The sequence below is a fragment of the Candidatus Poseidonia alphae genome (assembly GCF_943787815.1).
In the GTDB taxonomy this organism is placed as follows: domain Archaea; phylum Thermoplasmatota; class Poseidoniia; order Poseidoniales; family Poseidoniaceae; genus Poseidonia; species Poseidonia alphae.
The window spans coordinates 698258-725039 of record NZ_CALSNW010000003.1; the positions used below are offsets into that span (position 1 = coordinate 698258).

At 48.3% G+C, this 26782-nt stretch carries 21 protein-coding genes and 1 tRNA gene; 8 read left to right on the forward strand and 14 right to left on the reverse strand.

The features are described 5' to 3' along the window. Positions 1–7 precede the first annotated feature (7 nt). The 7 genes from AAA857_RS07770 to AAA857_RS07800 all read right to left on the reverse strand — a co-directional run bounded on the left by AAA857_RS07770 (position 8) and on the right by AAA857_RS07800 (position 8621). The gene (locus AAA857_RS07770; RefSeq protein WP_338174386.1) at positions 8–1036 is read right to left on the reverse strand and encodes a DMT family transporter; all 1029 of its coding nucleotides are present in this window, start codon (positions 1034–1036) and stop codon (positions 8–10) included. Further along, entirely contained in the window at positions 1014–3407 is a 2394-nt protein-coding gene (locus tag AAA857_RS07775; protein ID WP_338174387.1) for an OPT/YSL family transporter, read from the reverse strand. The genes AAA857_RS07770 and AAA857_RS07775 overlap by 23 nt, the downstream gene beginning before the upstream one ends. Before the next feature lie 101 nt (positions 3408–3508). Next, positions 3509–5305, reverse strand: coding sequence for an MFS transporter (locus tag AAA857_RS07780; RefSeq protein ID WP_338174388.1), 1797 nt, complete (start codon positions 5303–5305; stop codon positions 3509–3511). A gap of 85 nt (positions 5306–5390) precedes the next feature. Continuing rightward, positions 5391–5786, reverse strand: coding sequence for a translation initiation factor IF-5A (gene eif5A, locus AAA857_RS07785; protein WP_338174389.1), 396 nt, complete (start codon positions 5784–5786; stop codon positions 5391–5393). Positions 5787–5852: 66 nt separating this feature from the next. After that, a complete protein-coding gene (locus AAA857_RS07790) occupies positions 5853–6593 on the reverse strand; it encodes an SDR family NAD(P)-dependent oxidoreductase (protein WP_338174390.1) in 741 nt (246 codons plus the stop codon). Between the two features lie 232 nt (positions 6594–6825). After that, the gene (locus tag AAA857_RS07795) at positions 6826–7767 is read right to left on the reverse strand and encodes a hypothetical protein (protein ID WP_338174391.1); all 942 of its coding nucleotides are present in this window, start codon (positions 7765–7767) and stop codon (positions 6826–6828) included. An 8-nt stretch (positions 7768–7775) separates the two neighbouring features. Next, positions 7776–8621, reverse strand: a complete 846-nt coding sequence (locus AAA857_RS07800) for a 3-hydroxybutyryl-CoA dehydrogenase (RefSeq protein WP_338174392.1) — start codon at positions 8619–8621, stop codon at positions 7776–7778. A 57-nt stretch (positions 8622–8678) separates the two neighbouring features. On the opposite strand from AAA857_RS07800, the gene AAA857_RS07805 reads away from it, so the two are divergent. Beyond that, a complete protein-coding gene (locus AAA857_RS07805; RefSeq protein WP_338174393.1) occupies positions 8679–9527 on the forward strand; it encodes a hypothetical protein in 849 nt (282 codons plus the stop codon). A 4-nt stretch (positions 9528–9531) separates the two neighbouring features. On the opposite strand, the gene AAA857_RS07810 is transcribed toward AAA857_RS07805, so the two are convergent. Continuing rightward, a tRNA-Gln gene (locus AAA857_RS07810) sits at positions 9532–9604 on the reverse strand. Between the two features lie 59 nt (positions 9605–9663). Continuing rightward, positions 9664–10152: an HD domain-containing protein gene (locus tag AAA857_RS07815; protein ID WP_338174394.1), complete on the reverse strand. Its 489-nt coding sequence runs from the start codon at positions 10150–10152 to the stop codon at positions 9664–9666. A 33-nt stretch (positions 10153–10185) separates the two neighbouring features. Between AAA857_RS07815 and AAA857_RS07820 the strand changes: the two genes are divergently transcribed. Continuing rightward, positions 10186–10797 (forward strand): hypothetical protein, encoded by a 612-nt coding sequence (locus tag AAA857_RS07820; RefSeq protein WP_338174395.1) that lies wholly within the window; start codon positions 10186–10188, stop codon positions 10795–10797. A gap of 9 nt (positions 10798–10806) precedes the next feature. Then, positions 10807–11763 (forward strand): hypothetical protein, encoded by a 957-nt coding sequence (locus AAA857_RS07825; protein ID WP_338174396.1) that lies wholly within the window; start codon positions 10807–10809, stop codon positions 11761–11763. Here AAA857_RS07825 and AAA857_RS07830 read toward each other — a convergent pair. The 4 genes from AAA857_RS07830 to AAA857_RS07845 form a co-directional block, all read right to left on the reverse strand. Then, positions 11753–12955 (reverse strand): acyl-CoA dehydrogenase family protein, encoded by a 1203-nt coding sequence (locus AAA857_RS07830; protein WP_338174397.1) that lies wholly within the window; start codon positions 12953–12955, stop codon positions 11753–11755. The two genes, AAA857_RS07825 and AAA857_RS07830, sit on opposite strands and share 11 nt — an antisense overlap. Before the next feature lie 91 nt (positions 12956–13046). Next, a complete protein-coding gene (locus AAA857_RS07835; RefSeq protein WP_338174398.1) occupies positions 13047–13199 on the reverse strand; it encodes a hypothetical protein in 153 nt (50 codons plus the stop codon). Between the two features lie 131 nt (positions 13200–13330). After that, a complete protein-coding gene (locus tag AAA857_RS07840) occupies positions 13331–14395 on the reverse strand; it encodes a sterol desaturase family protein (RefSeq protein WP_338174399.1) in 1065 nt (354 codons plus the stop codon). Between the two features lie 48 nt (positions 14396–14443). Beyond that, complete coding sequence (locus AAA857_RS07845) at positions 14444–18643, reverse strand: hypothetical protein (protein WP_338174400.1); 4200 nt, start codon at positions 18641–18643, stop codon at positions 14444–14446. 104 nt (positions 18644–18747) lie between these two features. Here AAA857_RS07845 and AAA857_RS07850 point away from each other — a divergent pair, with 104 nt between their 5' ends. From AAA857_RS07850 to AAA857_RS07870, 5 genes are all read left to right on the forward strand, one after another. Next, complete coding sequence (locus AAA857_RS07850; protein WP_338174401.1) at positions 18748–19038, forward strand: EF-hand domain-containing protein; 291 nt, start codon at positions 18748–18750, stop codon at positions 19036–19038. A 121-nt stretch (positions 19039–19159) separates the two neighbouring features. Then, complete coding sequence (locus AAA857_RS07855; RefSeq protein ID WP_338174402.1) at positions 19160–20602, forward strand: sialidase family protein; 1443 nt, start codon at positions 19160–19162, stop codon at positions 20600–20602. A gap of 305 nt (positions 20603–20907) precedes the next feature. After that, positions 20908–23424 carry an AAA domain-containing protein gene (locus tag AAA857_RS07860; RefSeq protein ID WP_338174403.1) on the forward strand — a complete coding sequence of 839 codons (2517 nt, stop codon included), beginning with the start codon at positions 20908–20910 and terminating at the stop codon, positions 23422–23424. An 11-nt stretch (positions 23425–23435) separates the two neighbouring features. Further along, a complete protein-coding gene (locus AAA857_RS07865) occupies positions 23436–25844 on the forward strand; it encodes a hypothetical protein (protein WP_338174404.1) in 2409 nt (802 codons plus the stop codon). Between the two features lie 102 nt (positions 25845–25946). Then, positions 25947–26225 carry a hypothetical protein gene (locus tag AAA857_RS07870; RefSeq protein ID WP_338174405.1) on the forward strand — a complete coding sequence of 93 codons (279 nt, stop codon included), beginning with the start codon at positions 25947–25949 and terminating at the stop codon, positions 26223–26225. A 173-nt stretch (positions 26226–26398) separates the two neighbouring features. On the opposite strand, the gene AAA857_RS07875 is transcribed toward AAA857_RS07870, so the two are convergent. After that, positions 26399–26782 (reverse strand): DsrE family protein (locus AAA857_RS07875; protein ID WP_338174406.1); only part of this gene is annotated, 384 nt, incomplete at its 5' end.

A 26782-nucleotide genomic window follows, 5' to 3' on the forward strand; every position in this document is an offset into this window, starting at 1 on the left:
CTTCCACCTAATCCAAAGCCGCAGCATCAGCGTTTTGATTGTTCGCTTTTTCCAAAGCAACACGTTCGGACGTGTAAACCACCAAAACCAGCCCCGTCATAAGAATAAATCCTCCAATCCATGTCCAGGTACCTGGGATTCCTGTATCGAAGAAGAGCCATCCAATCAGAGAACCAAGAACCGGTTCAAACGTTACTGCAGTGGACACTACCAAAGGAGAGATGTAACGAAGGCATGTATTCAATCCGGTATGGCCAAGAAGACCCGCGATTAAGGCGAGCAACAAAAACCAGATGAAATATTCAGAATCCACCCAACCCACCGCTCCAAAATCAGCAATACCCGTCTCCAATGCATAAGAGAACGGAAGGAGAACGATTGCTCCGATTAAGGTCACCGGGAAAGCATAGAGAAAAATCGGCATCCATGTTCGCAAAATTCGTCCAACGACAATATAACCCACTACAAATACCGCTCCGAGGAATGCCAGACTATCGCCGAACACCGTGACGGTTTGGTCTCCCTGTGATGCCCCGTTGTCAAGAAGAGTGATTCCAGCACCAAGGAAGCAAACCATCGCCCCGTAAATCTCAGTTCTGTGAGGCGTTCGCACACTGGGGTGGAAACTGGCTAAAACGAGCATCCCGATCACGATGACAAGCGGATGGGCGGTGACAAACAACAGCGAATGCGTAAGCGATGTTTCGTCTAAACTAGCAACCCAGGCTCCAAAATGGGCGGCAAGCGCAAGACCGCTTGCGAGAAGCAAGAGCCAACTTTCTTTGGTCCAAAACATTGACTTGACATCGTCGGGAGTTGCTCTCCACTGAAACAAAGCCAGGGGTGCAAGAACAATTGATGTCAATTGAAGGCGCCATGATGCTCGAAGCAGCGGGGGTATTTCCTCAACGTGTTGAAAGAGGGCACCGGCACTTGAAACGCCGCATACTGCAGCAATAAGGAGACCCCAGACCCAGGTCGGCACAGCACCTTCATGGGCCATGATGTCACGCTCATGAATTCTGTAGGACTGCATCCTCGCTGTCGCCACCGATGACTCCAGCTCTCTTGAACAGCAGGTAAATACCCACACCTACAATGACGTTGATTAAAATCAATCCAAACATACGAATAGCATACCATGCGCCTGAATCTGGGAAGTTCTTAACGCCCATGACCGTTCGTGGATCCCCTGCTCCATCGTACCAAATTGAGTCAATGAAGGAGAGAATACTTGATTCTGTTCCAAAGAACGCTTCGCCAGTGAGTAAACCAGCAGCCACCATGAACGTACTCAGTAAGATGAGAGCACGTTGCTTTTCAGCAGCGGTCGTACCTTCGGTTTCCTTGAGGGCATCGATTCTTGGGGCCAATTTCTTATCTTCCCAATTATCACGAGCAACACCACCAATGAGCATTGGTAGGGTGTGAGGGACATCGAGGTACATTCCCAATCCGAACGAGGTACCCATCCCTGTAGCCCATTCGACAAACATCCCAAGAAGGAAGCCGAGTCCAAGGAGAATCAAGTCGCCTTCTCCTTCAGCGAAGATTACCGAGAAGGTTGCAAATGCATTGGCTTGTGGAGCGATGAGGTCGATGCGGCCTTCGGCGAGTTGAATGGAGAGGAAAATCGCAACACCGGCTCCAATAATTGCACCTGGGACGACGCCCATGATGTTTCCTTTTGAGATGTGATACGGACGGTTACCGATGTAAAGACTGTTCTTGTAGTCTCCAATAACCGTACCCGACATTGAGATTGCAGAGCCAAAGACCGTGGTTCCTACAAGCCCCAAAAGAACGGCATCCTGTGTGTTGAGGTTCAACAATTCTTGGGCGTTCAAAAATACCCCAAGAAGCATCAAGAGGACAATAAAGGAAGTTCCCGAAACCGGTTCAATTCCTGTTTCGCCCATAACACGGACTGCGATGGCTCCAAGCATGAACGTGGTGAGAATGAGGACCAAGGCAAAGACCAGAGAGGCGAGTGGAGAAAATCCACCGATGGTGAAAATCAAGATCATTGCAAAGAAGGTAACACCCATGAAGATTGGAATATGCTTCAAAGGCCACTCGTACCAGCCTTTTCCTTCCATGTACTCCTGACTGCCTTCACCTGTGAAAGCCGCTCCGATATCGGTGAAGATGTTCGCAAAGGTTCGCCACATCTTGGCCAGACCAAACATACCACCGCCGACAATGGAACCAATGGCAATTGTTCGTACGGTTTTGCCGAAGGCAATCATCTGAAGGGCTTCTGAACCACCGTCAGCATACGATTGAATCGGGATGTTTGCTTGTTGTGCTGCATCGTAGATAGGGACATTCAAGATAACTGCAAGAGGGACCAGGAAAAACCAACCGACGATTGTACCGAGGTTGACAAGGAAGGCCACTCGGGTTTTCATAAACCATCCAATAGCAAACATCGAGGGCGTCAAAGCAACACCTACATAGGTGTAAGCAAATGGATTCCAAGCCGTTTCTGCAGACCAATGGGTTTGTCCCAATGAGATACCGTCGTCTGTACCGGAGGGTTGATGGATTTTTCCTTTCGAGTAAAAACTCGCTAGGCCGATGTCGCCGTAATGTATGCTTTCTGCAATGAAATCCATCAAGGCAATTTTTCGATCGTTCATCCAAATCAATGGATACTCGACCAAGAACAGTCCAACCATGGTGAGTACGGTCCATACTCCAATGGTTTTCAACGAATCACGGGCGTGTTCCACAGCACCCGTGCTCACATCGGATGAGATGTCAAGCATCTTGAGGGTCGCTTCAAATCCAGGTAAAGGAAGTGGGTCTTCAACCAGCCAAACCCTTCTAAAAATAATGAAATACATCACGCCAAGGAACCCTGCGAACATGGATGCTACAATTCCGACAAATGCAAGTCGGAATGTATCGCCCTCGCCCAAGGTCACCAATGGACCCGATGCTAACGCATAATCGGGCTGACTGGCGAGAAGAAAAATGGCAGGAAAAGTGAAGATGAACCCTGTCGATGCGTGAGTTGCACCGGTGGTAGCTGAAGTTGCAATGTTCACTTCTGATGGCGACCACTTGAGCGCCATTCCTAGAAGGTAAGCGATGTACCATGCCGCAGAGATGGCAAGACCAAGTTTGAGTCCAATGTAGGCAGTGACACCTGAGAAGATGGCACCAATTCCAATCCCGATCATGACCTTTGGAGTGCTCCAGTGAGACACTTCAAAGGACTCCTGAAGATTCTTTTCTTCCAGGTACTGTTCGAGAACACCGGTGTTGAGGTTGTTGTACATCTCGTCGTCGAGCCATGTTAACGTTCCAGCCTCGATGGCCTTGAGACCTTCAGGAGTTACCGGCTGCCGGTACGCAGATTTGGTTACAGTTTTGGCAGAAGAAGGTTTCTTTTCTGTCATGACATTCACCGTCCGAAGCCTTAGCGCTTATGCTGAACGGTGTGAAGCCACTTCAAGACGCTTACGCTACCAAGTTCTGGGCAAAGGCCCAAATTGAGCCCTCAAGCGGATGCACGGTTGCGTTCGTCTTCTGCCTTAGCAACTGCGATTCCATCTTCAACGTCGACCTTGCGAAGTATGATGGCTCCAGCAACGATAAGCAAAGATATGGCAAAGATTCCAACACGGGAATCGAACCAAACGGTCATCAGCGAATAGATGAGAGGTCCCAAGAGCGCTGCGACCTTTCCAAAGAATCCGAAGAAGCCAAAGAATTCAGCCGAACGTGTTTCAGGAACCATTTGACCGAACATTGAGCGGGCAAGTCCTTGTGAACCACCGAGTAGGGCTCCACCAAAGACTCCCAAGAGAAGGAATTGGAAGAACACCGACATGCCCAAAGGCTCCCAAACAAGGGAACGTGCCGTCTTAGGAATGAAATCCAATTTTCCATCACCAAGGCTCGTTGGGTGCTCAACACCCACGCTTGTGGCATTACCAAGTGAGCCGTTGACGATGCTGTAAGAGAATCGGGATTCATCCATTGTTGCTTCAAGAGCGGCCAAGGAAGTAGCATTCAAACTAACTGCAATAGCCGTTGCAGTTCCGTTTTTCTCGTACGCCCATTCCACAGCATAACCGTCCTTGTAATCATCGTTTTGAACGACAGGTAGAACTGCCTGATGCTCAATAGCCCATTGTTGTTCACCGTCATCGGGTAGGGCTGCAATATTGTTGACACCTTCACGGGCTGTTGCAATGTAGGTCCCATTGATTTCATCCCAATCATATTGTATATCGTATTCTTCGTGGTTTTCCAGTTCAAGAGGAGCAAACGAAAGTGCCCCTACGATAACGAAGCACCAACAGACCAAAGAAAACTGAAGTGCTTGCTTCGTGCCCCATTTTTCTGCTAATTTGGTGAATCCAATGGCTGCGGGCGCAGCAACGAATTGAATGATGAGAATGGTGGCAATGAGACCCGAAACTGTGAGTCCAAGGACCACGATTCCAAACACACCACTGAGTGCGGTGACAGAGTTGATTCCATCGATAAAGCAAAAGTAAGCGATCATGTAGATGAAAAGCGTTCTGAATTCCTTGATACCCATGAGCGTCTTCTTGACTTCTCCAAGTGCCATCTTTGTCGAAGCGATGAGACCTATTGGTTCCATTTCATTCTCAATGTGAGGCTCGGGAACCATCTTGAAGGTCATTTGAGCAAATCCGAGCCACCAGATACCTGAACTGGCCATAGCGAAGGGAATCACCCAGCTCTGAACTGAGCCACTCTCGTCAACAATGAACGTCACCATGAGGAGGTGAACGAGAAGAAGAAGACCACCACCGAGGTAACCAGAGGCGAAGGCCTTGTTCGAGATAGAATCCATTTCAGACTCATCGCCCATGTGAGGGAGCAATGCGTTGTAAAACACTCCAGCGCCGTTCAACCCGACGTTGGCTACCATGAACATAATCATGGCCCATATCCAACCAATGGATACACCGAGATACGGTGAAAGAGCAAGCAGTATACATGAGACTGAACCGAGAATGGTCAAAACTCTCAACCACCACATCTTGATCATTCTTCGGTCTGCGATAACACCGAGTGACGGAGCACAAATCGCGACGAACAGAGCTCCAATCATGACCGCAGCCGAAAACATGGCGTCAGCAGTCCACTCGGAACCAAGCAACTTCATCGAGATTCCGTTTGCTTCCATGAAGAGGTAAGCAAACCATGCTGGAAAAATAGCGGTTGTAACGGATGTCTCAAAGGCACTTTTACCCCAGTCGTAGGCACAGTAACCTCGGACGCGTTCGTCTTTATCGGATGGCGAGATACGGTTCTCCATAACACCGGAGCAACGACATAGCATATGAAATCATTTCCGACAAAATCAGAAATGAAGTCGTTTAAGATGAGGTTCGTTTTGACCATCAATGGTCACGAATGATGATGTAACGACCAAGGGCTTCTTGCCACATGATTTTGTTACCCGATTCCACATTCATGCCTTCGTCAGCCTCGGGCATGGGGAGAATCATCATGGAGTAATCTCGGTCATTCATTGCATGGACTTCAGCACCTTCAATGTGGGTCACTGTAGCGGTACCCTTCTCGATCATTGGTACGTTAATGCTGTCGGTAACGGTTCCGACGTGAGAGATCTTCTTCTTGGTGAAAATGCTTTCTAGGGAGAGACGGGCTTTAGCCGAACCGTGCTTCCCTGGCTTTGATTTCGAGATGCTCAAAATTTTGTATGCTTCATCGTCTACGACACAAAATCGTCCAACTTTTAGCGTGCGAATTTCAACTCGGTCTGTTCCTGGCATACCTCACCCTCATTCCTTCTGTCTAGGTTTGTGCTTATGACTATTGGGGCGACAGGGCTTGAAAGTTCACAAATCTCGGACATCAAATCGCTGTCCTGATTGCTGCATAGTGTGCTCGGTAATGAGTGGATAAAGGAGGGACGCGACATCATCAGGGTCAGTCAGATGCCCATCGGTGTGGTAGGATACAAACGCCTCGTGAGAGGGAAATTCAGCTGGGTCTGCAGCACGAATGTCCTCCTGCATACCCGTGTCAACAATTCCAGGAGCTACAGAAATTGCACTGATGTTGTGATCCCTACCTTCTTCAGCCATGCAACGAGCCCACATGTCCAAACCTGCTTTTGCCGTACAATATGCTGACCACGAGCCGATCGGCCGCAATGAAGCGCCGCTGGAAATGGTCGTGACCCGGCTGTGCTGTGGACCCTTGAGCAACGGAAACAACCGTTGAGTCAAATCCTGAACTCCAATGAGGTTGACCTGAATGCTGCGGGACCATTGTGAAACGTCTGCGTCCATCATCGGTTGCACCGGGTGGATGGAACCGGCGTTATGAACCAATCCGTCAAGGCCTTCAATGGACTTGACCAAATTCTGAGCAGTTTCTGAAATCTGAGAGGGTGAGGCAAGGTCACAAGGAAGAGAAAATGAGTTCTCTGAGCTCTTTTTCACCAGAGCAAGCGTAGTTCTGAGTTCTTTCGAATCACGGGCAAGAAGGATCACTTGATGACCATGCTCAGCGAGCAACAGTGCCACTGATCTCCCAATTCCCTTTGATGCACCGGTCACCAAGTATGCGCCCATGGACCCTTGAAATCGCCGTATCATTTGAGGATGCCTTCTCATTTGGTTCTCCGATTTAGCCAACGGGTTCAGAATGTGAACCGTTCATCGACTGAATGCTGAGGTCAAATCCAAGGTCGGGTAAACGGCTCTAGATCATAGATTGCAGCCTCAATTTCATCCTGAATCAGACCGACTTCCTCTTTGCCAAGATTGGATTCGAGACGACGCATAATTCGCCTGCAACGATAACTCAAACGACCAGAAAGTGCAAACATCGCCAGGAGGAAACGACTTGCTCGGCGTTGCTCGTCGGAATTGATGGGCTGGGATGTGAAGGAGGATCACCAATGATATTGAGAATTCGAATTTGATTGGGGTGAATGAAACGTGCCGAAGTGATTTGTTCCTGAATACCATCGTAAATGGCGCGATGCAAGGCGGGAGTCAGGTGCTCCACTCCTTCCGGGAAAGTGTGCTCAATCAAGGAGGGCGTCAACTCATGGCCCACCAGTCGAGACCTCATATCACGCATCATCGAGTTCATTCCAACTGCGTTGATGAGAACGAAAAAGGGCAATGACACAAGTTCAACAAACGCCCGCAAGGCCGTCCTACCGATGAGTTGAACCCACATCCGACGAACGATCGATTTGAACAGCGTGGCGCTTACTGCGACTCGGAACTTCTTCAATATTTTACGAATCAGCATACCCAATTTACCGATACGTGCAAGCGGGTCAATCCCAAACATCGTTCCTTGAAATCCAGGTGCACCCAAAGCAGCATGGATCAACCAGTGCGGGATTGACTCCTCCAACTCGAACTTCTGGAGTTCATCCTCCGGAATCCCGAGTACCTTGGCCATTCGAGCAGCCGTTTTCAACGAATCACCGTAGATGAATACCAATTCAAGGGAGGTTGAAAGAAATCCTGCAAAAGCGACAGCACCAAAAAACGTGAAACTGTTCCAGCCGTCAGAACCCTCCCATTCATGAAGCCAAAGCGCAATGGCGACAACGAACATACCGGAGATGAGACCGAACAGACCAGCCCTAAAGACGGAAAGACGATGGAGAAGGTCCAACCGCTGGTCTGCCATTCGTCGGTCCTGTATGTGGACCTCATCGGAATCTTGAATCTCTATGAGAAAGCGACCAATCGCCCAGCGTTGCAGTTGGTCTTTTAGAAGCAATTGAACACCTAATATGTGTAAAATCCTTGTCCGGTTTTCCGACCAAGTTTGCCATCTTCCACCATGCTCACTAAGAGTGGAGCTGGAGCGTATTTGTCATCACCCAAGCCTTCGTGAAGAACGTTCATGATGTGGAGGACAGTATCCAAGCCGATGAGGTCTGAAAGTGCAAGTGGACCAATTGGGTGGTTCATTCCAAGTTTCATAATTCCATCAATGGCTTCTGGTTCTGCAACTCCTTCTTGAAGCGTTAGAATGGCTTCGTTAAGCATAGGGCACAAAATACGGTTTGAGACGAATCCAGGCGCATCGTTGCATGATAGAGCGATCTTGCCCATTTTTTCAGCAGCTTCATTCACTGCTGAATTGGTCTCCGTACTGGTATGTTCTCCGTTGATGACTTCAACGAGTTTCATGATGGGGACTGGATTCATGAAATGCATTCCAATGACTTTGTCTGGACGGTTTGTTGACTCGGCGATGGTGGTGATGGATATGGACGATGTATTGGATGCGAGAATGGTTTCTGGTTTGCAGAGGCCATCTAACTCTGAGAAAATACTGGTTTTCAACTCGAGGATTTCAGGGACTGCTTCGACCACGAGGTCGCAGTCTGCGCACGCCGAACGGTCGGTTCCAGTCACGATCCGTGCAAGGGCTGAATCTGCTTCCTGCTGGGTCATGCGTTCCTTGCTGACGAGTTTACCGAGTGAAAATTGAATCGTTCCGAGGCCCTTCTCGACGTATTCGTCCTTGATGTCCACCATGACGACATCATAACCTGCACAAGCAGCCACCTGTGCGATACCGTTGCCCATTTGTCCTGCTCCAATGACACCTATTTTCTGAATCATGTTCTCACCTAACCGAATCCAACAGGAACGCATTGATGAAGATGCGTGTGAAAAATCATGGTGACGGAAGAAGAACTAAAAGGTCGTGAACGAGTCTACAGCATGGTCGAGATCCTTTGCCCCCACTGTGAGGAAGAAATTGCACTGGATGACGATGCATCGGGAGAATTTTCATGCCCTCATTGCGATGGAGATTTCGAATGGAACGTTGACGAGGAGGATTCCAGCGGGTACCTCAACGGTTTTACTTTTGATGCATCAAGCATCAAACCGATTGCCGTTGTCCAAGGTGCCATCGTGGGCATCTCATTTATCGTCTTGTTGATGTGCTTTACGGCGGATCCGTTGTACACACTTTCAATCGAGGATGATGAGTGGTTATATTCTGCAGACACGATGACGGCGGATGACATCTATGGTATGGGTGGAACAGAGAAATACACATCATTTATCGATCATCTAACCGAACAAAACGAAGAATGTGTCACCTACACAGGAGAAAAATGCGCAGGGATTGAGGGGATGATCGAAGCCATGGAGGGATGGGATTCTGCTGGCAACACCTACCAATTTTTGATGTTGATTGCATTAATTTCGGTGATTTTAACGCCCATCTTGAGTTTGACGTTTATGCTCTATGAGAGGAATGTGATCGATATGCCAGTGAAAGCGGCTGTTGTGGTCCATTTTTCAGGCAGAGGCGCCTATTATTTCGGATGCTTCATGTGGTTCTTAGCCATCATACTTCACATGATTCTCGCACCGGAAGCTACGGGTCCAATAGGCATGGGTCAATTCGACGTAGGCATGTTTGGTTACGCAGGTGCCTTTTGGTTCGGTCTGGTCATGAGCATCCTTGCGCCAATCGTCCATGCAGGGCTTTGGTTTGTTCCTCAAGAGAATTGAGAGGTAGCCCGACTCGGATTCGAACCGAGGTCGGCGGGACCAAAACCCACCATGATGGACCCCTACACTATCGGGCTGTAATCCGTCCGGATGGTTTTTGCTTTTTGGCCTTGTCGGCTGTCATTGACGAAAAGACTCAAAGCAACCGGTTGAGCGATGGGTCGCTTACCACGGATTTTGCGCTTTTCAGGAACTCATTGAGGTCCAAACCGGAGCGATTCTGATAGACGTGCGCTTGTAGGCCCATGTCCAAGCGGTCAAGTTGATGCACGAATTGTGCTTCCGGAGTGTCTTGGCGTTCATAGGTCTCAAACATCTCAAGCCACTGGGGGGCTAATTTACCCATTGCAGCGTGTTCATCTTCGGCCTTCGTACTGCGGTCATCATCGGGAGTAAGATCGCCAACAATGATTTCGGGTAAATCGTGAATTAAGCAGTAGGTAAGGACCGTTTGCAGATCCAATTCGGGTGGACAAAGACGTAAGGCGAGGACCGCCATTCCCCATGAATGTGCAGCCACTGATTCAGGTTGGTCCACACCAGCACGAACCCATCCGGTTCGCATAACGGATTTCAATTCCAAGAGCGCCATCAGTTCATCTCGCATGAAGTAGCCTTGAAGCATGGGTTCAAAACCTCATCTCTTGCATGGACCTACATGGCGAGTCGAGTACCGGTTTGGTGGGACGAAGCTCACGAAGTCCTCCTCAACGACGAATTGCTTGGACCGGTGGTCAAAGAATACGGACCCGCTGGAATCAGTAGCAGGGACGACCTGTTTCAGACGCTCGTTCGTTCAATTGTTGGCCAGCAAATATCGGTCACGGCAGCAGATGCGATTTGGGGAAGGTTGTGTGCGCACCTGGGCGAGGTCACCCCTCATCACGTTCTGGCTACGGACCAACCGTCCATTGCCTCGTGCGGTGTGACTCGGCCCAAGGCCAGTTACATTTACGGACTCGCTGAGGATGCTGAGCGGTTAATGGAACAGCCTTGGGAATCAATGAGCGACTTGGAGATTCAAAAGCATCTGGTGTCCTTCCGAGGCATTGGCCCATGGACCGCTGAAATGATGCTGATGTTCCATTTTTTACGGCAGGATGTCTTCAGCCTTGGCGATATAGGATTGATTCGAGGTACTCAGCGATTGGTTCCTGATGCTGAAACCAAAGAGCAGGTCGGAGAAATAGCAGAGCGGTGGCGACCGTACCGGACCGCAGCAGCCTGGTACCTCTGGCGGATATTGGACCCCGTGCCTGTTGAATACTGATGCGAAGGTTTGACAAGAACAACCCGCTTAGGCGATAACGTGACCGAAGACCTGTTATCTCCTCGCCAACCACCAAAGACCCTCGCTTCTCGTCTGAGTGCTACTGGGAAAAAAATTGCAGATTTGTCAAATAAAGCAGCCGCTGCAACGAAGGACGCAGCCGAAAAAGTAGCCGGCGCAAGCCGTGATGCAGTGACCAAAACTGGCGAAGCCATGTCACAAGCAGTGGAAGCAAAAAAAGAACGAAAAGAGCAAAAAAAGGCTCAAAAGTTGGAGGATACTAAATCTGAACTTCGTGAAGATGGATTCATTGAAATCGCACCAGAAATGATCACATTACCCGAATTTGAGGGTGAGAGAATGGCAATTATGAGCGAAGAGCATGATGTATTGGTGGAATTGGTTGACCATATGCACTCGCTTTCAACGAGAATTGACCAGTTAGAAACGACCTACAAGGCTCTAGCACTGGACCAATACCCGAAACAAAACCAACCTTCAATCACTGAGACAACAGGAGAAGGACATCAGCCTACATCGAAGATCATGACATCGGTTCTGAGCTTGTTAGGTGCATCGTTGGTATGGGTTGTCCTACTCACTGGACTTGACCGATACATCGCCTCCAATTCAATCATGCTGTTTGAGAATTATCCTGCTGAGATCCCTGTCTGGGGAATCGGTGCCGGATCTTGGGTCATATTTGTTCTCTTCCAACTGGGTAAGTCGGCTCCCTTCTTACGTGTATCAACGCCAATGTTACTTCAAACTGGCATTGCTGTGGGCATCACAACCTCCATGTCATTATTGCTTACAGACAATACAATATCGACCATGTCCAATGTATGGACATGGGGGACTGCAATCGCGGTTGCATTGCTTGTATCATCCGGGTTGGTTGCCAGTGCATGGAGAAATGCCCAAAGATTGCTGAGTCCTAACGAAACCATTGAACTCATCGAATGATGGCATCGCCGTCTTTGAGAAGGTCCCGTGTGATGTTCTTATGGTGGGATTCAAGTGTCCCTCCACCGATCTCCAAGAGTTTAGCATCCCTCCAGAGACGTTCCACATTGTATTCACCAACATAGCCGTATCCGCCCATGACTTGAATGGCTGAATCAGCAATTTCCTTTGCCGCAGTTGATGCGAAGAGTTTGACACCGTCTGAATCAAGCCGTTGGCCTGCAGTTCCGATGTCAAGATTGTTGGCTGTGTCGTAGATGTAAGCACGCATGGCTCGGTATTTGGCCCAGCCTTCGCCGATGTGACGCTGAACTTGTCCAAAATCTCGTATCTTTGACCCGAAGGCGATACGGTCCGTAGCGTAGCGGTTCATCTCCTCCATGGAGCGGCGAGCGATTCCAAGGGCCATGGCCGCAAGGGTCAACCGCTCGATTTCGAGATTCCCCATCATGTGGATGAGGGATTCCCCGACCTCTCCAACCAAATTTGCAGCAGGGATAATGCAGTCATCAAATACCAATTCAGCAGTGTTGGAGGCACGCATTCCAGTTTTATCGTAGATTTTCTGCCCTACACTGTAACCGGCCATACCTGCTTCAACGAGGAAGGTGGACAGTTGAACCCGTCCTTTTTCGTCTGTACCCGTTCGAGCATATACCCAAACAACGTCAGCGGGAGTTCCGTCTTCGTCGATGCAACCGTTGGTGATCCACATTTTGCGTCCATTGAGGAGCCATGAACCGTCTTCTCGTTGAACAGCAGAGGTTCCGAGTCCTAGAACATCAGTGCCTGCGTCAGGTTCCGACATCGCCATTGCGCCAATCCATTCACCAGAGCAAACTTTCGGCAAGATCCTTGCTTTTTGCTCATCGTTACCGTTGTGGGCAAGATTGTTTGTAAAGAGCATTGAATGAGCTAAGTAAGCAAGTGTAAACCCAGGGTCCGAAGCCGACAATTCTTCATGGACAATGGTGCAAGCCACCGCATCCAAACCAGACCCACCGTATTCTTCTGGAGCGCTGATTCCGAGCAATCCCAAGTCGCCCATCGAACGCATCAGTGGGAGATTGAATCGCTCGTTCTTGTCGTGCTCCAGAGCTTGGGGCTCAACGTATTCCTTGGTCCAATCGCGGACCATCTCTCGCAACATGGTATGTTCTTCACTGGGGTTCGCAATATCCACAGGGGTCATGCCGATGCGTGACAAAGGTACCTTTTGACCGTTTGTGTGTCCTCAACGTAAATCGAACCATCCCCAGCAAACTGCAATGGCGTGAAGGTTCTCAATCCTCGTCACCGTCGTCGTCGTCGTCATCGTCATCGCCGCCGTCATCGCCGTCCGATTTGGCCGATACGAGGTTGGGGTGATTGGGCGCCATCCCTTCCAAATATTCTTGATAGTCTTCACGGTTCTCAAATTCCAAAGGAATAACCATCAACTCTTGGCAGTCTTGACATTGAAACCTTTGGCCAACCATGAAACCCATGTAGGGATAAACTCTGATTCCGTGACAATTAATACAAACTCGGAAGGACATATGGCTCATTCCTTGCTGGAGGTCACGGCTCAAAGAGATGTGGGTTCATCCACGAGGGCTTTGGGGTTATTCAATCGCAACACTGCCCGCTCAAATTCCTCACCTCGTGGTCGAAATGCTGATCGCTTCATCATCCGCAAGATCAGCCAAATCCCTTTGAACATCATCTTGAGGGAACGAAATGGATGACGTAACCATCGCAATGGATTCCCCATTCCCACCAAAGGATAACGCAACTGTTCAGCCATGGTCATCGGCACGTATTCGTCGACTCCGTACACCGAAGGTCGCTTATCTTTGGGCATGTAATAGGTACCAAATACAAGGTCCCAAAGAGGGAGGAAGGTCGAATAATTGCACCAAATGGCTTCCGGTTCATTGGCGTGATGCCAGTGATGAAACTCAGGTGTCATGATGATTTTAGAGAGAGGCTTCAACCAAATTCTTACGTTCGCATGCAGGAACAACCCCAACACAATTTGGACGACTGCAACCAACCCCGAGAATTCAGGGCTAAAACCGGCGGCGATCAGGAAAAAGAATGCCGGTGCAATCAGGGTGCCGTCAAAAGGGTGGGCTCGAAAGCCACTGGCCCAATCCATATGTTCCGGTGAATGGTGTATGGCGTGGAACTTCCACAGCTGGGGAACTTCATGGTACCACCGATGCGTCCAATAGGAAGCAACGTCAAACATGGCGACTCCAACAAGAAGCAAATAGGGGTCGGGTATGGACTGAACGTAGGGCCGTAGAATCAATCCGGGAATCCATGTAAAACTCAACACACCGACAAAAACTGCTGCAACGAGGCCCACTGCTTGTAAGAAAGGTGAAGCAAGGGCATAACCCAGGTCTAGATTTAGATTTGGACGGCGGAAGTTTTGATGGTCGTGACGAGGAAAAAAACGTTCAAACGGAACAACCAGTACAAACAAAACGATGATTGCTCCAAGGCCATCTTGGTTGTTGTAAACTGCACCTCCAGCGATTAACAGTGCGAAGATCCGGAAAAGAATCGCTCTTGGCCAGCCACCCACAGGGGGCAAAGTTGGCGCTTTAGGAACCTCAGGAACCTCGGTAGCCTGTTCGTCCATGATGTTGTATTTCTGTACCAAACAAGAAGGTACCGCAGGAATGTGAACTCATCCCTCAAAGGGGAACCATTCATCGGTTGAACCTTCGCTTCGATACCAGTGATGTTCTCCTGAAGTAAACCATTCATACCCACTCCCGTCTACGGAAGTAGCCACTTGGTCTGGACTCGGTGATGATTGCATGGCTTGGTCTGATTGTGGCTGAACTTCCGGCTCAGTATATTCTTCATCCACCGGTGTTGTTTCAAAGGACTCAGGAAGGAGTTCTTCCGTTACGGAATCAACAAAATCGTCGGTTTCACCTTTCTTGGAAAACCTATAGAACAAGCCACTTACCGCCGCAAAGAGCACAAGTAATCCAATGACTGAAGGCAAGAAGGAATTTGAACTTGAGGCGTCGTCCGAAGGGTCTTCGGCGGTCGGTTCAACAGCGTTTGAAGGGAGCGTACGGTTCGTTTGGACCTGGCCTGTATCGATCAGTTTTGGTCCGTTGACCGTGTTCTCCGCTGTCAAGGACCATTCAACTGAACGGTTGAGGTCATCAGTACCGTTCTGAAGCGTCAAGACCATGTTCTTCGATTCACCCGGCATGAGCACGGTTGATTCGCTTGCTAATGAAGCATTCATAGGCGTCACAAATTTCACCGTGGCGGGAACAAAGCCGTCGTTGAATACCTCACACGAAACAGCCTCAGCTGAATCACTTGATTTCAATTCAAGATTTGTAACCGTGCAAATGGAATCAACATCAACAACAAATGAAGTCGTAAAATTGACATCAAATGCTTGGTTGAAGCAAATCTCGCTCTGGTTAAGGTCACAGGCAGCAAGAGTGAATGACATGGCTGGCTGAAGCGAACCCTCCAGTGGAATCAACACTTCAAAGGGACCATCAAACGTTGTCAATTGTTCACTCAATGACCCGCTCGAATCCACCAAAGTCAACTGCCCCGAGCCGGTTCTCCATACGATGTTTCCAACGATTTGAATCGCTGTCTCGTTGTGATAATTCACCGCAACGTCTCCATCAACCCAAGGAGGGAGCACCTCAAAGGAATATGAGGCGTTTCCGTCATGGACCGCTTGATTGCCCGCATCGTCTTCAAGTTGAATGACGATTGAGTATTGACCGGGTTCAAGATCATCGGTTTCAAACATGAGACTCGATGAATTGACGAGCGTAGGGAGAATGTTCTTGAAATCCAAAACACTACCGTCTTGTACGATTGAGATGCTTCCCGAACTTGTTTCGCCTTCTTGGCCGCCCCAAGACAGGTTGACAAATTGAGGCGTACCTCGTTCGAGTTCAATCGCATAATCAACCGTTGAGAGAACAGGGCCCTGATTGTCAACCAAAAGCAGCATGGCGTCTTGGCCCGCACTGAGCCCGTCAGAATCCATTCCTAAAAGGCCGTCAACCTCACGCATGTCAACTTCGAGGCTCCACTGGCCAAGATGGTCCCGACTCGGCTGCCAGAGTGCGACGTACTCCATATTCTGTTGCGACCAGTTCATTTCCAAATCCACGGTTCCAAGAAGTTGATGGGTGAGATGAAGGTTCACATCAAGAGAAGACCGTTGATTGATATCGGTTGCACCAAACTCAAACATTGCCCCGTCAACATCCCATGTAGCCGCATCGAATTCCCCGGTAACATGGCTGGTTCCTGAGATGCTCAACGAACCGACTTCGGGTTCGCTGGGGTAAACGGTGAGCGTGTAGGTTGGGCGTGGGGTTCGTTCGTTGAGATTGCTGTCAAGGACACGGAAGGTGAGGTTAAGTTGCTGGGTTGAATCAGCGTTCAGCCCCTCGGTTGACATCATCAGATAATACCCCTGCAAGGCTGAATAATACGCCATTGAGGTTGCATTTGCGAATCCATCGGACTCCTGCCAGTCATGACCCAACATTTGAACCGTCAAATCGGGCTCATTCATGAGATCAAAAAGAACGAGACTGTAACCCTCACCCACGCGAACATCTGGTGTTGGCTCAATGCCCTTTCGATGTTGAATAAAATCTATTTCAGGGGCAAAACTGTCCTCCCAATCAAATGCAGGTGCGTCGATCGTGTACGAAAACGCTGGTGCTCCAACTGGTAGTGTTGAGCCTGTAAAGGTGAACGGATGGGATCCATCGGTTCCCAGGCATAATCCGTCGGTTGACCCGTAGAAGGACGTGCATTCGGACAGAATCATGCTGTTCACTTGGGAATCCAATTGAACCGTGCTTGAAATTGACCACGGCATCCAAAGGTCACCGAACGTCATCGTTGTATCGCCCAACATGGAGATACTGACGTTGAGCGTGACCCATTGCATTCCATCATTGTTGGTCCAAGGTGTTGCTGAATCGATCAACGTTTGAAGCACTTGAGCATCAAACTTGAGGTCGTGGCCTTCTTCCTGCCAGTTAAGGAGTGATGAATTTACAACGGTCGAGCCAATAACGGCCTCATTGAAATTGGCGGGCGGGTGGTCTGGGGGCCCGACAGAAGTCCAGCCCATCCACACCCGAGCATCGTCGAGCAAGGTTGCGTTCAAGGGCAGGTCAAAGGTGAAACCATGAGATTGCGTTGAACTTGTATTGACCAAGGCATCCGTAAACCCAATCGGGGTATTTTGGTAATCGATTGAAGTTGAAATCCCATCGTAATCAAAGGCAGCATCCTCCAAAGTGGTCCATTCAGAAGTTTGGAGAGCAATGGCACTCAGTGTTGGTGAAGCAGATGATGTCCGATTGAATGCATACTTGACCTGAATCCAGTGATGTCGAGGAATCCATGTCCCCGTCAGCGGCAGTTCGCTCCAATCGCTCCAATGGTCCCAAGACGTATCGTCTCCCCCCATGGTCCAGCGATAGTGGGCAATAAGTGATGAATTCACAGGCACCGATACGGTATGAGCCAAGTACGCAGTTGATGCATGCGAAGGTTGAGTCTCAATGGGCTGGGACACGAAGGTTCCGTTGTTGCGGGTGACGTTACCTGTTGCAAGATAGCCTCCCCATGTTGAGGTTGTGACTATACCGTTTGTCCCGGAAGTGCCGTCATACCCGTCGATCCCAGTACCGTACTTCAAGCCCTTAGCGCCACCGGAACCTGCGGTTGAAGCGACCGTTCCAGAATTGGAATAACCGCCCGATTGTGTGCTGACTGAAATTCGACCGCCTCCGCCGCCTCCGCCACCGTCGCCGCCGTCATACATGCCGAAGCCAATGCCGTTTTGAGCACCGTCAGCACCGTCTCCGCCATTACCTCCGTTTGAACTGATGACACCGTTTGAACCCAACGTCAAGGAATTCGTTTGGATGAAAATAGAACCACCGGAGCCGCCGCCGCCACCGGAACCACCTGCACCGGTTCCACTCGAGGCTTGACCGCCGGCATCTCCGTTTCCACCGTCTGCCTCAATTGAACCGTTGACGATGATGGTGTCAGCGTAAATTTTGATGTATCCACCGCCTTGGCCACCGTAAACTGCAGGGTGATAACTGCTTGAAACGCCGCCACCCTGGCTTCCACGCTCGGTTCCATTTCCGTAACTTGAGCCACCGGAACCGCCGTTTGTGCCACCGCCTGAGCCACCGGTTGAACCGTGTCCTGCACCGCCGCCACCGTCGTTTCTGCCGTTCTGTTGAGTCGTTGTGCTCGTCCCTGCACCGGTTCCAGCACCAACAAGGTCGTCTGCTTCAATGAACGTGCCTTGACCGACGATCAAGGTGTTGACGTAGAGGGTCAAATCACCGGTTGCTGCGATTGAACCGCAGGAAGTGAACCCACAAGCAAGTTCCAATGTATCATAGGCGTGAACACCGCTCAAACTGATGCCGTTGAGTAAAAATGAGGAATTGTTACCGGCCTGAGGTGGACCGGATGTTGCCGTCTGCAATGCAATGGCTGAACCGTCTGAATCGGTTCCGTTCATGGTACCGTTCAATCCACCGTTTGAAACCGAATAGGTTTGTGTTGAACTCACTTCACTCCCTTCTAAGCTTACGTTGACTGAACCTGAAGTCATCGAATAGCCTGCCTCGAGGGGAATGTAGACCTGTACGGAATCTCCAACTTGCTTTGATTCTTCGGTAAGCCCGTAGGTAAACGTGGATGAAGAAACGCTGTCCACATGATGACGGCTGGAATCAACCTCAAGCGTGAGCGGACCAGTGGATTCATGAGTCAACGGCAAAATGGCGCTCCCAAAGAAGAGGAGAACAAAGAACGAGGTGATGAATGTCCGTGACTGCATGCTCATGCGAGGAGACATTAGTTAAGAATGTGCACGGAAAAATGTACAATAAAATAGAACCGTTTCAGGGGAACTGTTTTTGTTGCACCGCTCTTAGCGAGGCCATGAGCAGCGAAGACTGGACCATTGAAGAAGCATTGAACAATCTTAACCAAGCCATCAGTGACAAAGAGATGTCCATTGAATCCTTCTTTGAGGAAATTGATGCAGACGGCGACGGTACAATCAACGGGCCTGAATTGCATAAAGGAATCCGCTCCGTTGTAGGCGACCTTCTTTCCCCTGGACAAGTGTCTCAAATCATCAAGGCTTTTGATGAGAACGAAGACCACCGAATTGACCTAAGTGAATTGAAGAAGGCCCTTTCCGGGGACGCTTCAAGCGAAGAAGAGTGAAACGTCAGTTCAGTTCAACCGCACTCAAAGGCACGTTTGGGTATCTTTCAAGGACCGATCCTTACAGTGACCATTGGTTTGGAGTAGAACCCTTTAATGAGGCCGATTCCTCGGAGGAATAATGAAAACTCCATCCGCAGTGATGCTTGCCCTTTTGATGGCTACCTGCTCTCTTTCAGGATGCTTTGGAGTTGACGAGACTGAAGAAGAGACCGCCCCAACAATCGTATGGGATTTTGAGAAGGAACCTCTCACCTGGTATCATCTACCCGGTGGCGTGGATGCGTGGGGAAATGATGAGATCGTCTTTGAGGATCGTAACGTCCCGCATCCTGCCTCGGGAACCTATTATGGAATTGGAATGTCAACCTTTGAACCAACCATGGGAATCACTCAAACCGACACCATGGTCATGAGTTCATACGGCAACGGGCCCGGTGGTTCAACCGCCGTCGTTTCATGCGACCTCATCGGTATGCTGGACTCTCTGGATTACACGTGCGAGAACGTCTACAATCCGCTCATTCCCGTTGTGAATTCCAACGACCCCTACATCTACGTCGACCCGTGGACCGGCCGAATCATGAAATTCGACATGCACGTTCTTCTTGGGATGACCGTGGAATGGTCGGATAACGACGGCGACAGTTGGACCGGACCAAGTGTCGCAACGCAAGCTTACTCCGTTCAAGACCACCAAACCATTGCAAGCAGCAACATGCCTGCACTCCTCCATCCTACGACCTACATGTTTTGCATCAATGGAAATGCGCCTCACCCGCTTTGCTCGTCCAGTCAAGACGGAGGAGCAACATGGGGCCCTGAAACCTCTGGCGCACCCGTAACGTGCTCATCAGGCGGACTTTCCGCCCACTTGGTTGGAAGCGTTGACGGAAACTTCTACCGAGGCAACAAAGGATGCGATGGAGAAGGATATTCCATCTTCCGAACCACGAACGCAGGCATCAGTTGGAGCGAACATCAATTGCCGACATCGGAAACCGGAACGGCTGATACATGGAATGCTGAAGAAGCACAGGTCGAAGTTGACTCAGAAGGCAACGTCCACGCCATGTGGATGGGGCTTGACAACATGCCATACTGGTCCTACTCCATCGACCAAGGCGACACGTGGTCAAATGCTTCAATGATCGCTCCACCCATCAACCTCTCAGGAACAGGATTCCCTGTTGTTGTTGCAGGGGACCCGGGAACCGTGGCGTTTGGTTACGTCGGCGAAGCAAACGGTAACGACGAGTCATGGAATGCTTACTTGACGTACGCAACGGATGCTTTCAACGAAACACCGCTCTTAACCACCGTCCAGTTGAACCTGGATGACGACCCGATTGACACCGAACCGGACTGCGGCTACAACCGATGCGGTGGACTCGGCGATTTCTTGGACATACGAGTTGACGCTCATGGCCGAACATGGTTTGCTCTCTCTCACAACTTGGCCGACAAGGGTATTTTTGCAACCTTTGTTACCGGTCCAAGTCTCCGTGGCGACACGCTCACCCCGCTTGAGGCCATGCCGATTGGCGGAATGGCTACCCTCTGAGTCAAACCACATAAAACAGTGGGATAATCACTGTTCTGGCGCAAGTGAATTGTTTAAGAAGGGTGAAGCATTATTGAAGTACAAAGAGGAAACGCCCATCTCGATTATTGAATTTTAAAAACACTACCCTAACGTTTGAAAAGTCTTAAAATTAGATTATTATGTCATTCGAAGTCACACTATTCGGATCCAAGAAAAGGGTCATTCCGCGCGGTATCAGTTTGTCCGCACTCCACCACATGTGCGCGATAAGAGCGAGGACGTGCTGGGGACTTTGGAATGACAGTTATCCAATCGCTAGAGTTGTGGATCACTTTCCAAACGATAAGGAATATACCATTCTACTAGATCACAGCCACAACCATATTTTGACTGAGGAGTTTTTCAAAGTTAATCCACAGGTCGGCGGATTTCAACCAACTGAATTAGCAACATTTCTGATAGATCTATTGAGATTGGAAAAGGTTGGAATTTCAGGTCGATTTGGAGTTTCATACTCTCAATTCAACTACAGTTTCGAACAAATGAAATACAGCGGCACCCGTTTTATTCTGGTTCCCGATTTGAGTGATATACAAGAAGACTCAATCGAGCGGACTGATGTGTTATCTATTGCAAAGATTGCAGCAAAATTTTGTCTACCAAATCAAGCTAGGTCATTCTCTGGGTGTAAATCTATTGAGGCTATCCTATCACGAATTGACGGTTTGGTATTTCGCAAAGACAACAATATACAAGGAAATGGAAAATTGATTGTAAATCTCGATGAAGAAAATCATTCTATGTGGATTGAATATAATCGTGATAAATTTAGAATTACAGCCAACGCGCATGGCTTTTGGATGCCTTCAAAAAAGCCTGATTCTGATGCACATGGTATTGAAATTCCAATTCAAATTTCCCCATACCCAGATTCTAATCTTGTGAATCCTTGGATTGAAAGAGCGCTTTGTTGGCAAGGGAAAACGAAGATCTGGAATGCGGATCGTTATGATGATACTATCCGTAATTTTGTCGGAACACTTGCAGCGGAATTTCGTCATGCTGAAAATTCCTGCTACAAATATGAATTAGAGGAACACGATATCAAGAAGGGGATTGCCACTATTCGAATCGAACGGCGTGATGGAAATGCCAATGCACATGATTTGTGGGAATCTGCAGTGCGTAATAGAGAAATGGATGTCGCTTTGAATTCATCCGAGCGCGTATTTGAATGGAAAGACGGTGATATCTGGAAGTTGGAACATATCCACGAAAAAGATCCGTTCCTTCTAACGATTAAGTCTTCTCAGAAGAACGCCAAACTATCAGACTCAGGGTATCTGAAAATGGCGAGTGTTCCGCAGAAAGCATTGATGATGAGGAAGGAGAAGCTTATCAGATCAGGCGTAAGAAAAGAATCCATTCGTAATCTAGTTCGCTTACAAGTCAATACGAGAAATTCAGATGAATGGAGATTGGCGCAAAAACGCAACATCATGGCCCTTCAAGGACCGCCAGGAACAGGTAAAACGTGGACTGCTTGTCAAATCGTTAAGGACATTCTCAAGGATAACCCCTGCGCTAGGATTTTGGTAAGTTCAAAGGAACACCTGGCTCTTGATCATCTATCGAACCGTATTCGTGAAGAATTGGACGACTCTTTTGACGTGGTTAGAATTAATCATAATGAATCTGATGTGGAACGCGACATCAGCTCAGATGTTTTGCCCGAAGCCATCACCAATCGAATCCTCAGAGATATTTCGATTCCCGAAAAGAAGATGCGAGAAATTGGGAAATTGGCTACTTGGGTTGAGGACTTGGCTACTCGAACCGCCTCCGTTGTTTGCACGACTACCTTGGACCGTACGATGGAGAATTTACAACAGTCTGGAGAGACATTCGATTTCACCATCATAGAAGAAGCCGGGAAATCTTACCCTTCTGAGTTGATTGGGCCCGTGTCAATTTCGATGAATACTCTGATAATTGGTGATCATCTTCAACTCCCCCCATTTGAATTGCGTGAAATACAGAAAGCGATTGAAGATTGTATCGATGATGGTTTGAGCAATTGGAGAAACAGAAAATTCAGAGATAGTATAGAACGCGAATTAGTAGGGCTTTCAACACGATTTGCGAAACGTAAAGAATTCATTCCAACAAACATTTCTGGTCAAATTGAAGCATGGCTCCAACCATTCCAAGTAATCCACAGTATTACCAACGGAGATGTACTCTCCAGCCAATGGCGAATGTTCCAATCACTATCCGATTCGGTTGGCGAGATATTCTATGGGAAGCCATTCTCTCTAGAGAAGGTAAACAGTGTTGAGGATGAACAACTCCCCGGCGTCTTTGGAGAACATGTTGAGAGGCTTCTCTTTGCAGATATTCCAAATGGTACAGAGAGTTTTCGCGGCAAATCGTATTGCAACAAGGTCGAAGCCAAGTTTGCCGCCAAGCATCTTGAGGATCTGCTCAACAGTGGATGTGACGCCATCGCCATCACTCCATACAAGGGACAAGTTGCAGAAATACGCAGCAACCTCCCGAAGAAACATCACGACAATGTCAGAACAGTGGACGGTTTTCAAGGAAAGGAAGCTGATTTCATTCTCCTCAGTCTTGTACGTAGCAACAAGCGTACAGGATCATCCCGAAGGTGGGGTTTCTTCCGTGACCCTCGTCGAATCAATGTGGCTCTGTCTCGTGCCCGAGAGGGTCTTGTTGTAATTTCATCCATCGATCATATCGAGAATACTGATTGGGCAGAGGATGAGGGGCAATTATCTCGATTCCTCGAATCGGTTCGCAATCATGGGAAAATAATCTAGGGGATGAAAAATTGAGTGGAGCTAGTATCATTATTGAGATTCCAATTGAGATTCTGCACATCATCTTCAGAGTGGAGGAAGATGACCCGCTAAAACCACTCATGGATGGCATGAAATCAATCAAGAAGATTGAATCACAATCACAATCTGTCCATCGATTGGATGCGCTCTCCCGTTCCTCTTCATCAATTTCCAAGATTAGTGAGTACTCTACGCCTGTGATGAGGGATTTGTGGAAAGGAAAATACTGGACCATGGGGGAAAAGAGCCTCAGCCTTGATGATGATGTCACAGGCTCCATTCATCAATTAGCACCGATTCCAAAATTAGATGTGAATAAATCGGAAGGTGAAGTCAAGGATTTGGCCAAACCGTTCTTAGGATGGTTGGCTAGTGAATCGAAAATAGATAGAAAAAACATTCTGGGGCATGTGCGTCTTGAGAGTTTGAAATCAAGTAGTGAAATCTTATTCTTGAGGACAAAGATTACACAGAAAGAGGATCGAACAGGGCGAAAATTTTGGGTGTATGAAAGAGGGCCTTTCAAGCCACTGATTGGCGATTATATCGATAAAGAACCCGGATTTGAAATGAATGAGCCCGAAGTGACAGAAGCTGAATACGAATGGCCGTATTCTCCTGAAATTCAGGCACTACATGAATTCAAAAAGGCGACATCAAAATTCGCGGATAGGCCCGAAGTCGTTCAGGAGAAGACATTGGAAATACTCGATACAATCCTTGACCAAATAAAACAAGATGAGCGCCCAAGGCTTGATTGGGTCAAACAGGTTGTTGGATTCCGCCAAGACATGTGGGATGCTACGCAGGAAGTCATTCGCTCAGCTAAGAAACAGGTATTCATTGTGACATCATTCAGCAATCCACGATTCTCAGATGATGTAGCTGAACTACTGGCAGAGGCATCAGAAGGAGTTCAACCAGATATTCTCCTTTCATTCGGTGAGCCGGATCGTGGCCGATCGCCTGAAGACATCCAAAATACTGAACAATATATTGCCACACTCGCCAAAGACAAGCGATTCAAACTGAAAGGAGGGGTGTCTCCAAAATCGAGTCATACGAAATTGGTCATATCTGACACTGGAAATGCATTCATCTGTTCTTGCAATTTGTTCAGTGGTTCATTGGAGTCGGGGGTTCTCGAATCTGGTTTGTTGATCAAGGATATTCGTTGTACGAAATCAATGCTTGAAGTTTCCAATGAAGAAGAGTGGATAGCAACCCAATTGGTAACAGATACTGACAAGATGTTTTCTGATTTAGGAAAGATCAAACGCCCCAAATTTTCCCTAATGAACGTAGTTGAAAAGCAAATTGCAGAGATAAAAAACGACATCAAATCAGGTGAAGATTGGTATGCTTATACGAAATTGGAACGAATGTTGAGGGATATTGCTGAAAGACCAACATGGTCATTGATCCGTACTCTAGAACACCGTCCTTTCATGGCGGATTGTATAGAGCGATTTGACAAGCGAATCGTGATGGCGAGTGATGGTTTGAGAAGCAACGGTTTGGATAAAGCAACCATCCGGAGAATCGGCCAACGTGCATCGAAATCCAAGGCATCAGTTCACATTTGGTGGGGTCGTCATGCTCCTAATTCGAAACCCTTCGATGAAGTAGATAAGAGGGGGAGGCAGGAAGCGAAAAAGCAACTACAACAATTACAATCCCTTGCAAAACCTGTAAAAATTCCGAGGTTGGACAAAAACGGGAAATTTTTGACCGGAAAATATGGTGAGAAATTGTACAAAGTAAGGCGAGATAAAAAAACTAAGAAGATGATTATGAAAAATGGGAAACCGGACTACCTTCTTTCATCTGCATGGAAGTTGTTACCAAGAAGTTCGTTTGAACCAATGGAGACGCACGCTAAGATGTTCATAGTCGATGATACCCGTTTGATGATTACTTCAGATAACACATTATCCTTTGGAGACACGGAATCTGAACGAGGCGATGCAGGAGAATTGGGACTCATGATTGATCATCCAAGATTAGCCCTTCAAACAAGAGGGAGTATGGAATTATGGCTTCCTGATGATGTTAAAATCCCTGGTGATTTGGCGCGCTGGTGGTCTCTTCTCGGCGAGGAGGTTTCTCTACATACACCCAAACCTAGTGAGCAAATGTCACTGATTGGTGCGTTGGACTCTATGGTTGAAAGAATTGAATCAAACGAGTATCTAAGGGTTGCTTGGGAGCAAGAAGTCGAGGAGATATCAAATCGTGATGAACTCACAATTGTCAATAAATTAGGACTTGGGGTACGATTCGGAATATATTGTATAGCTAAGAATAGGGGAGCCAGTGGAATAAAATCCAAATTAAAGCCGGAGCAAGTCGAAAAATCTGTTATTTCCTTGTCTCGCAATAACATGTGGGAAGATTGAAAGTAGAGAGTTACTAAGATTGAATGAGGGAATAATGTGTCAAGAGGTTCTGGCAAAGGTGGGTCATCGCGTGGCAAAGGAAATTCTCGGAGGCATTCAAAGATGTCTAAATCTCAAAGAGATCAACGGTCAAATAGTCTGAATCCTAACAACAGAGCCAACAAAAGTGGAAATGACAATCGCTCCAATCAGTTGAACCCAAACAATCCTGCTCACGATTCATCAAGACAATCATCCTCCAGTTCAGGGCGATGGAGTCAGAGAATGGATGCGAAGAGTGCATCACGAATACAAGCCCACGCTGACAAAACGGATACGAATCAAGATTTCAAGGCTAGAGCACAATCTGCAGCCGAAAAGAATGAAGATGAAGACAGTTGATGAAGGGGGGTAACCCTTTGCTTTCCCATTCTCTGTTTAATGGGTTCAGTGGAATTAGCAGATAGTGTAAACGGTATGCGCAATGGCTACCCTTTGAAACAATCAGCACATTCGTCGCTGAAAACAGTCATGAAGCGATGAAAACCATGACGAAAGCGTGAATGATAGAACAATCAGAAGGTCAAAACTTTCTCTGAATCAGCCACCCACTGAGCGCAGGCCGCCATGGTGGATTTGAGCGATTCATCGTAGTAAGGCTGGCCTTTGTAGAGTCCGCAGCGGTTCTGACAGGTTCCACAGACGCGCACTTCGACGCCTGCTGCATTGAGGTCTTTGAGCATCTGGACCATGTCTTCGTTGCCTTCGGGGACGTTGACGCCATCTCGGGCGAGGTCAACTGAATCGTTCATCAGAAAGATGCGGACTTCTTCACCGTCTCCATGCAGTTGGCGAGCAAGACGAAGAGCGTTCCACGTCACGTCCGTACCGTCGTAGGGTTGTTGGTTGAGAATCATCATAATGGCCATGGCTGTTGGTAGCATCGCCAATCCATAAAC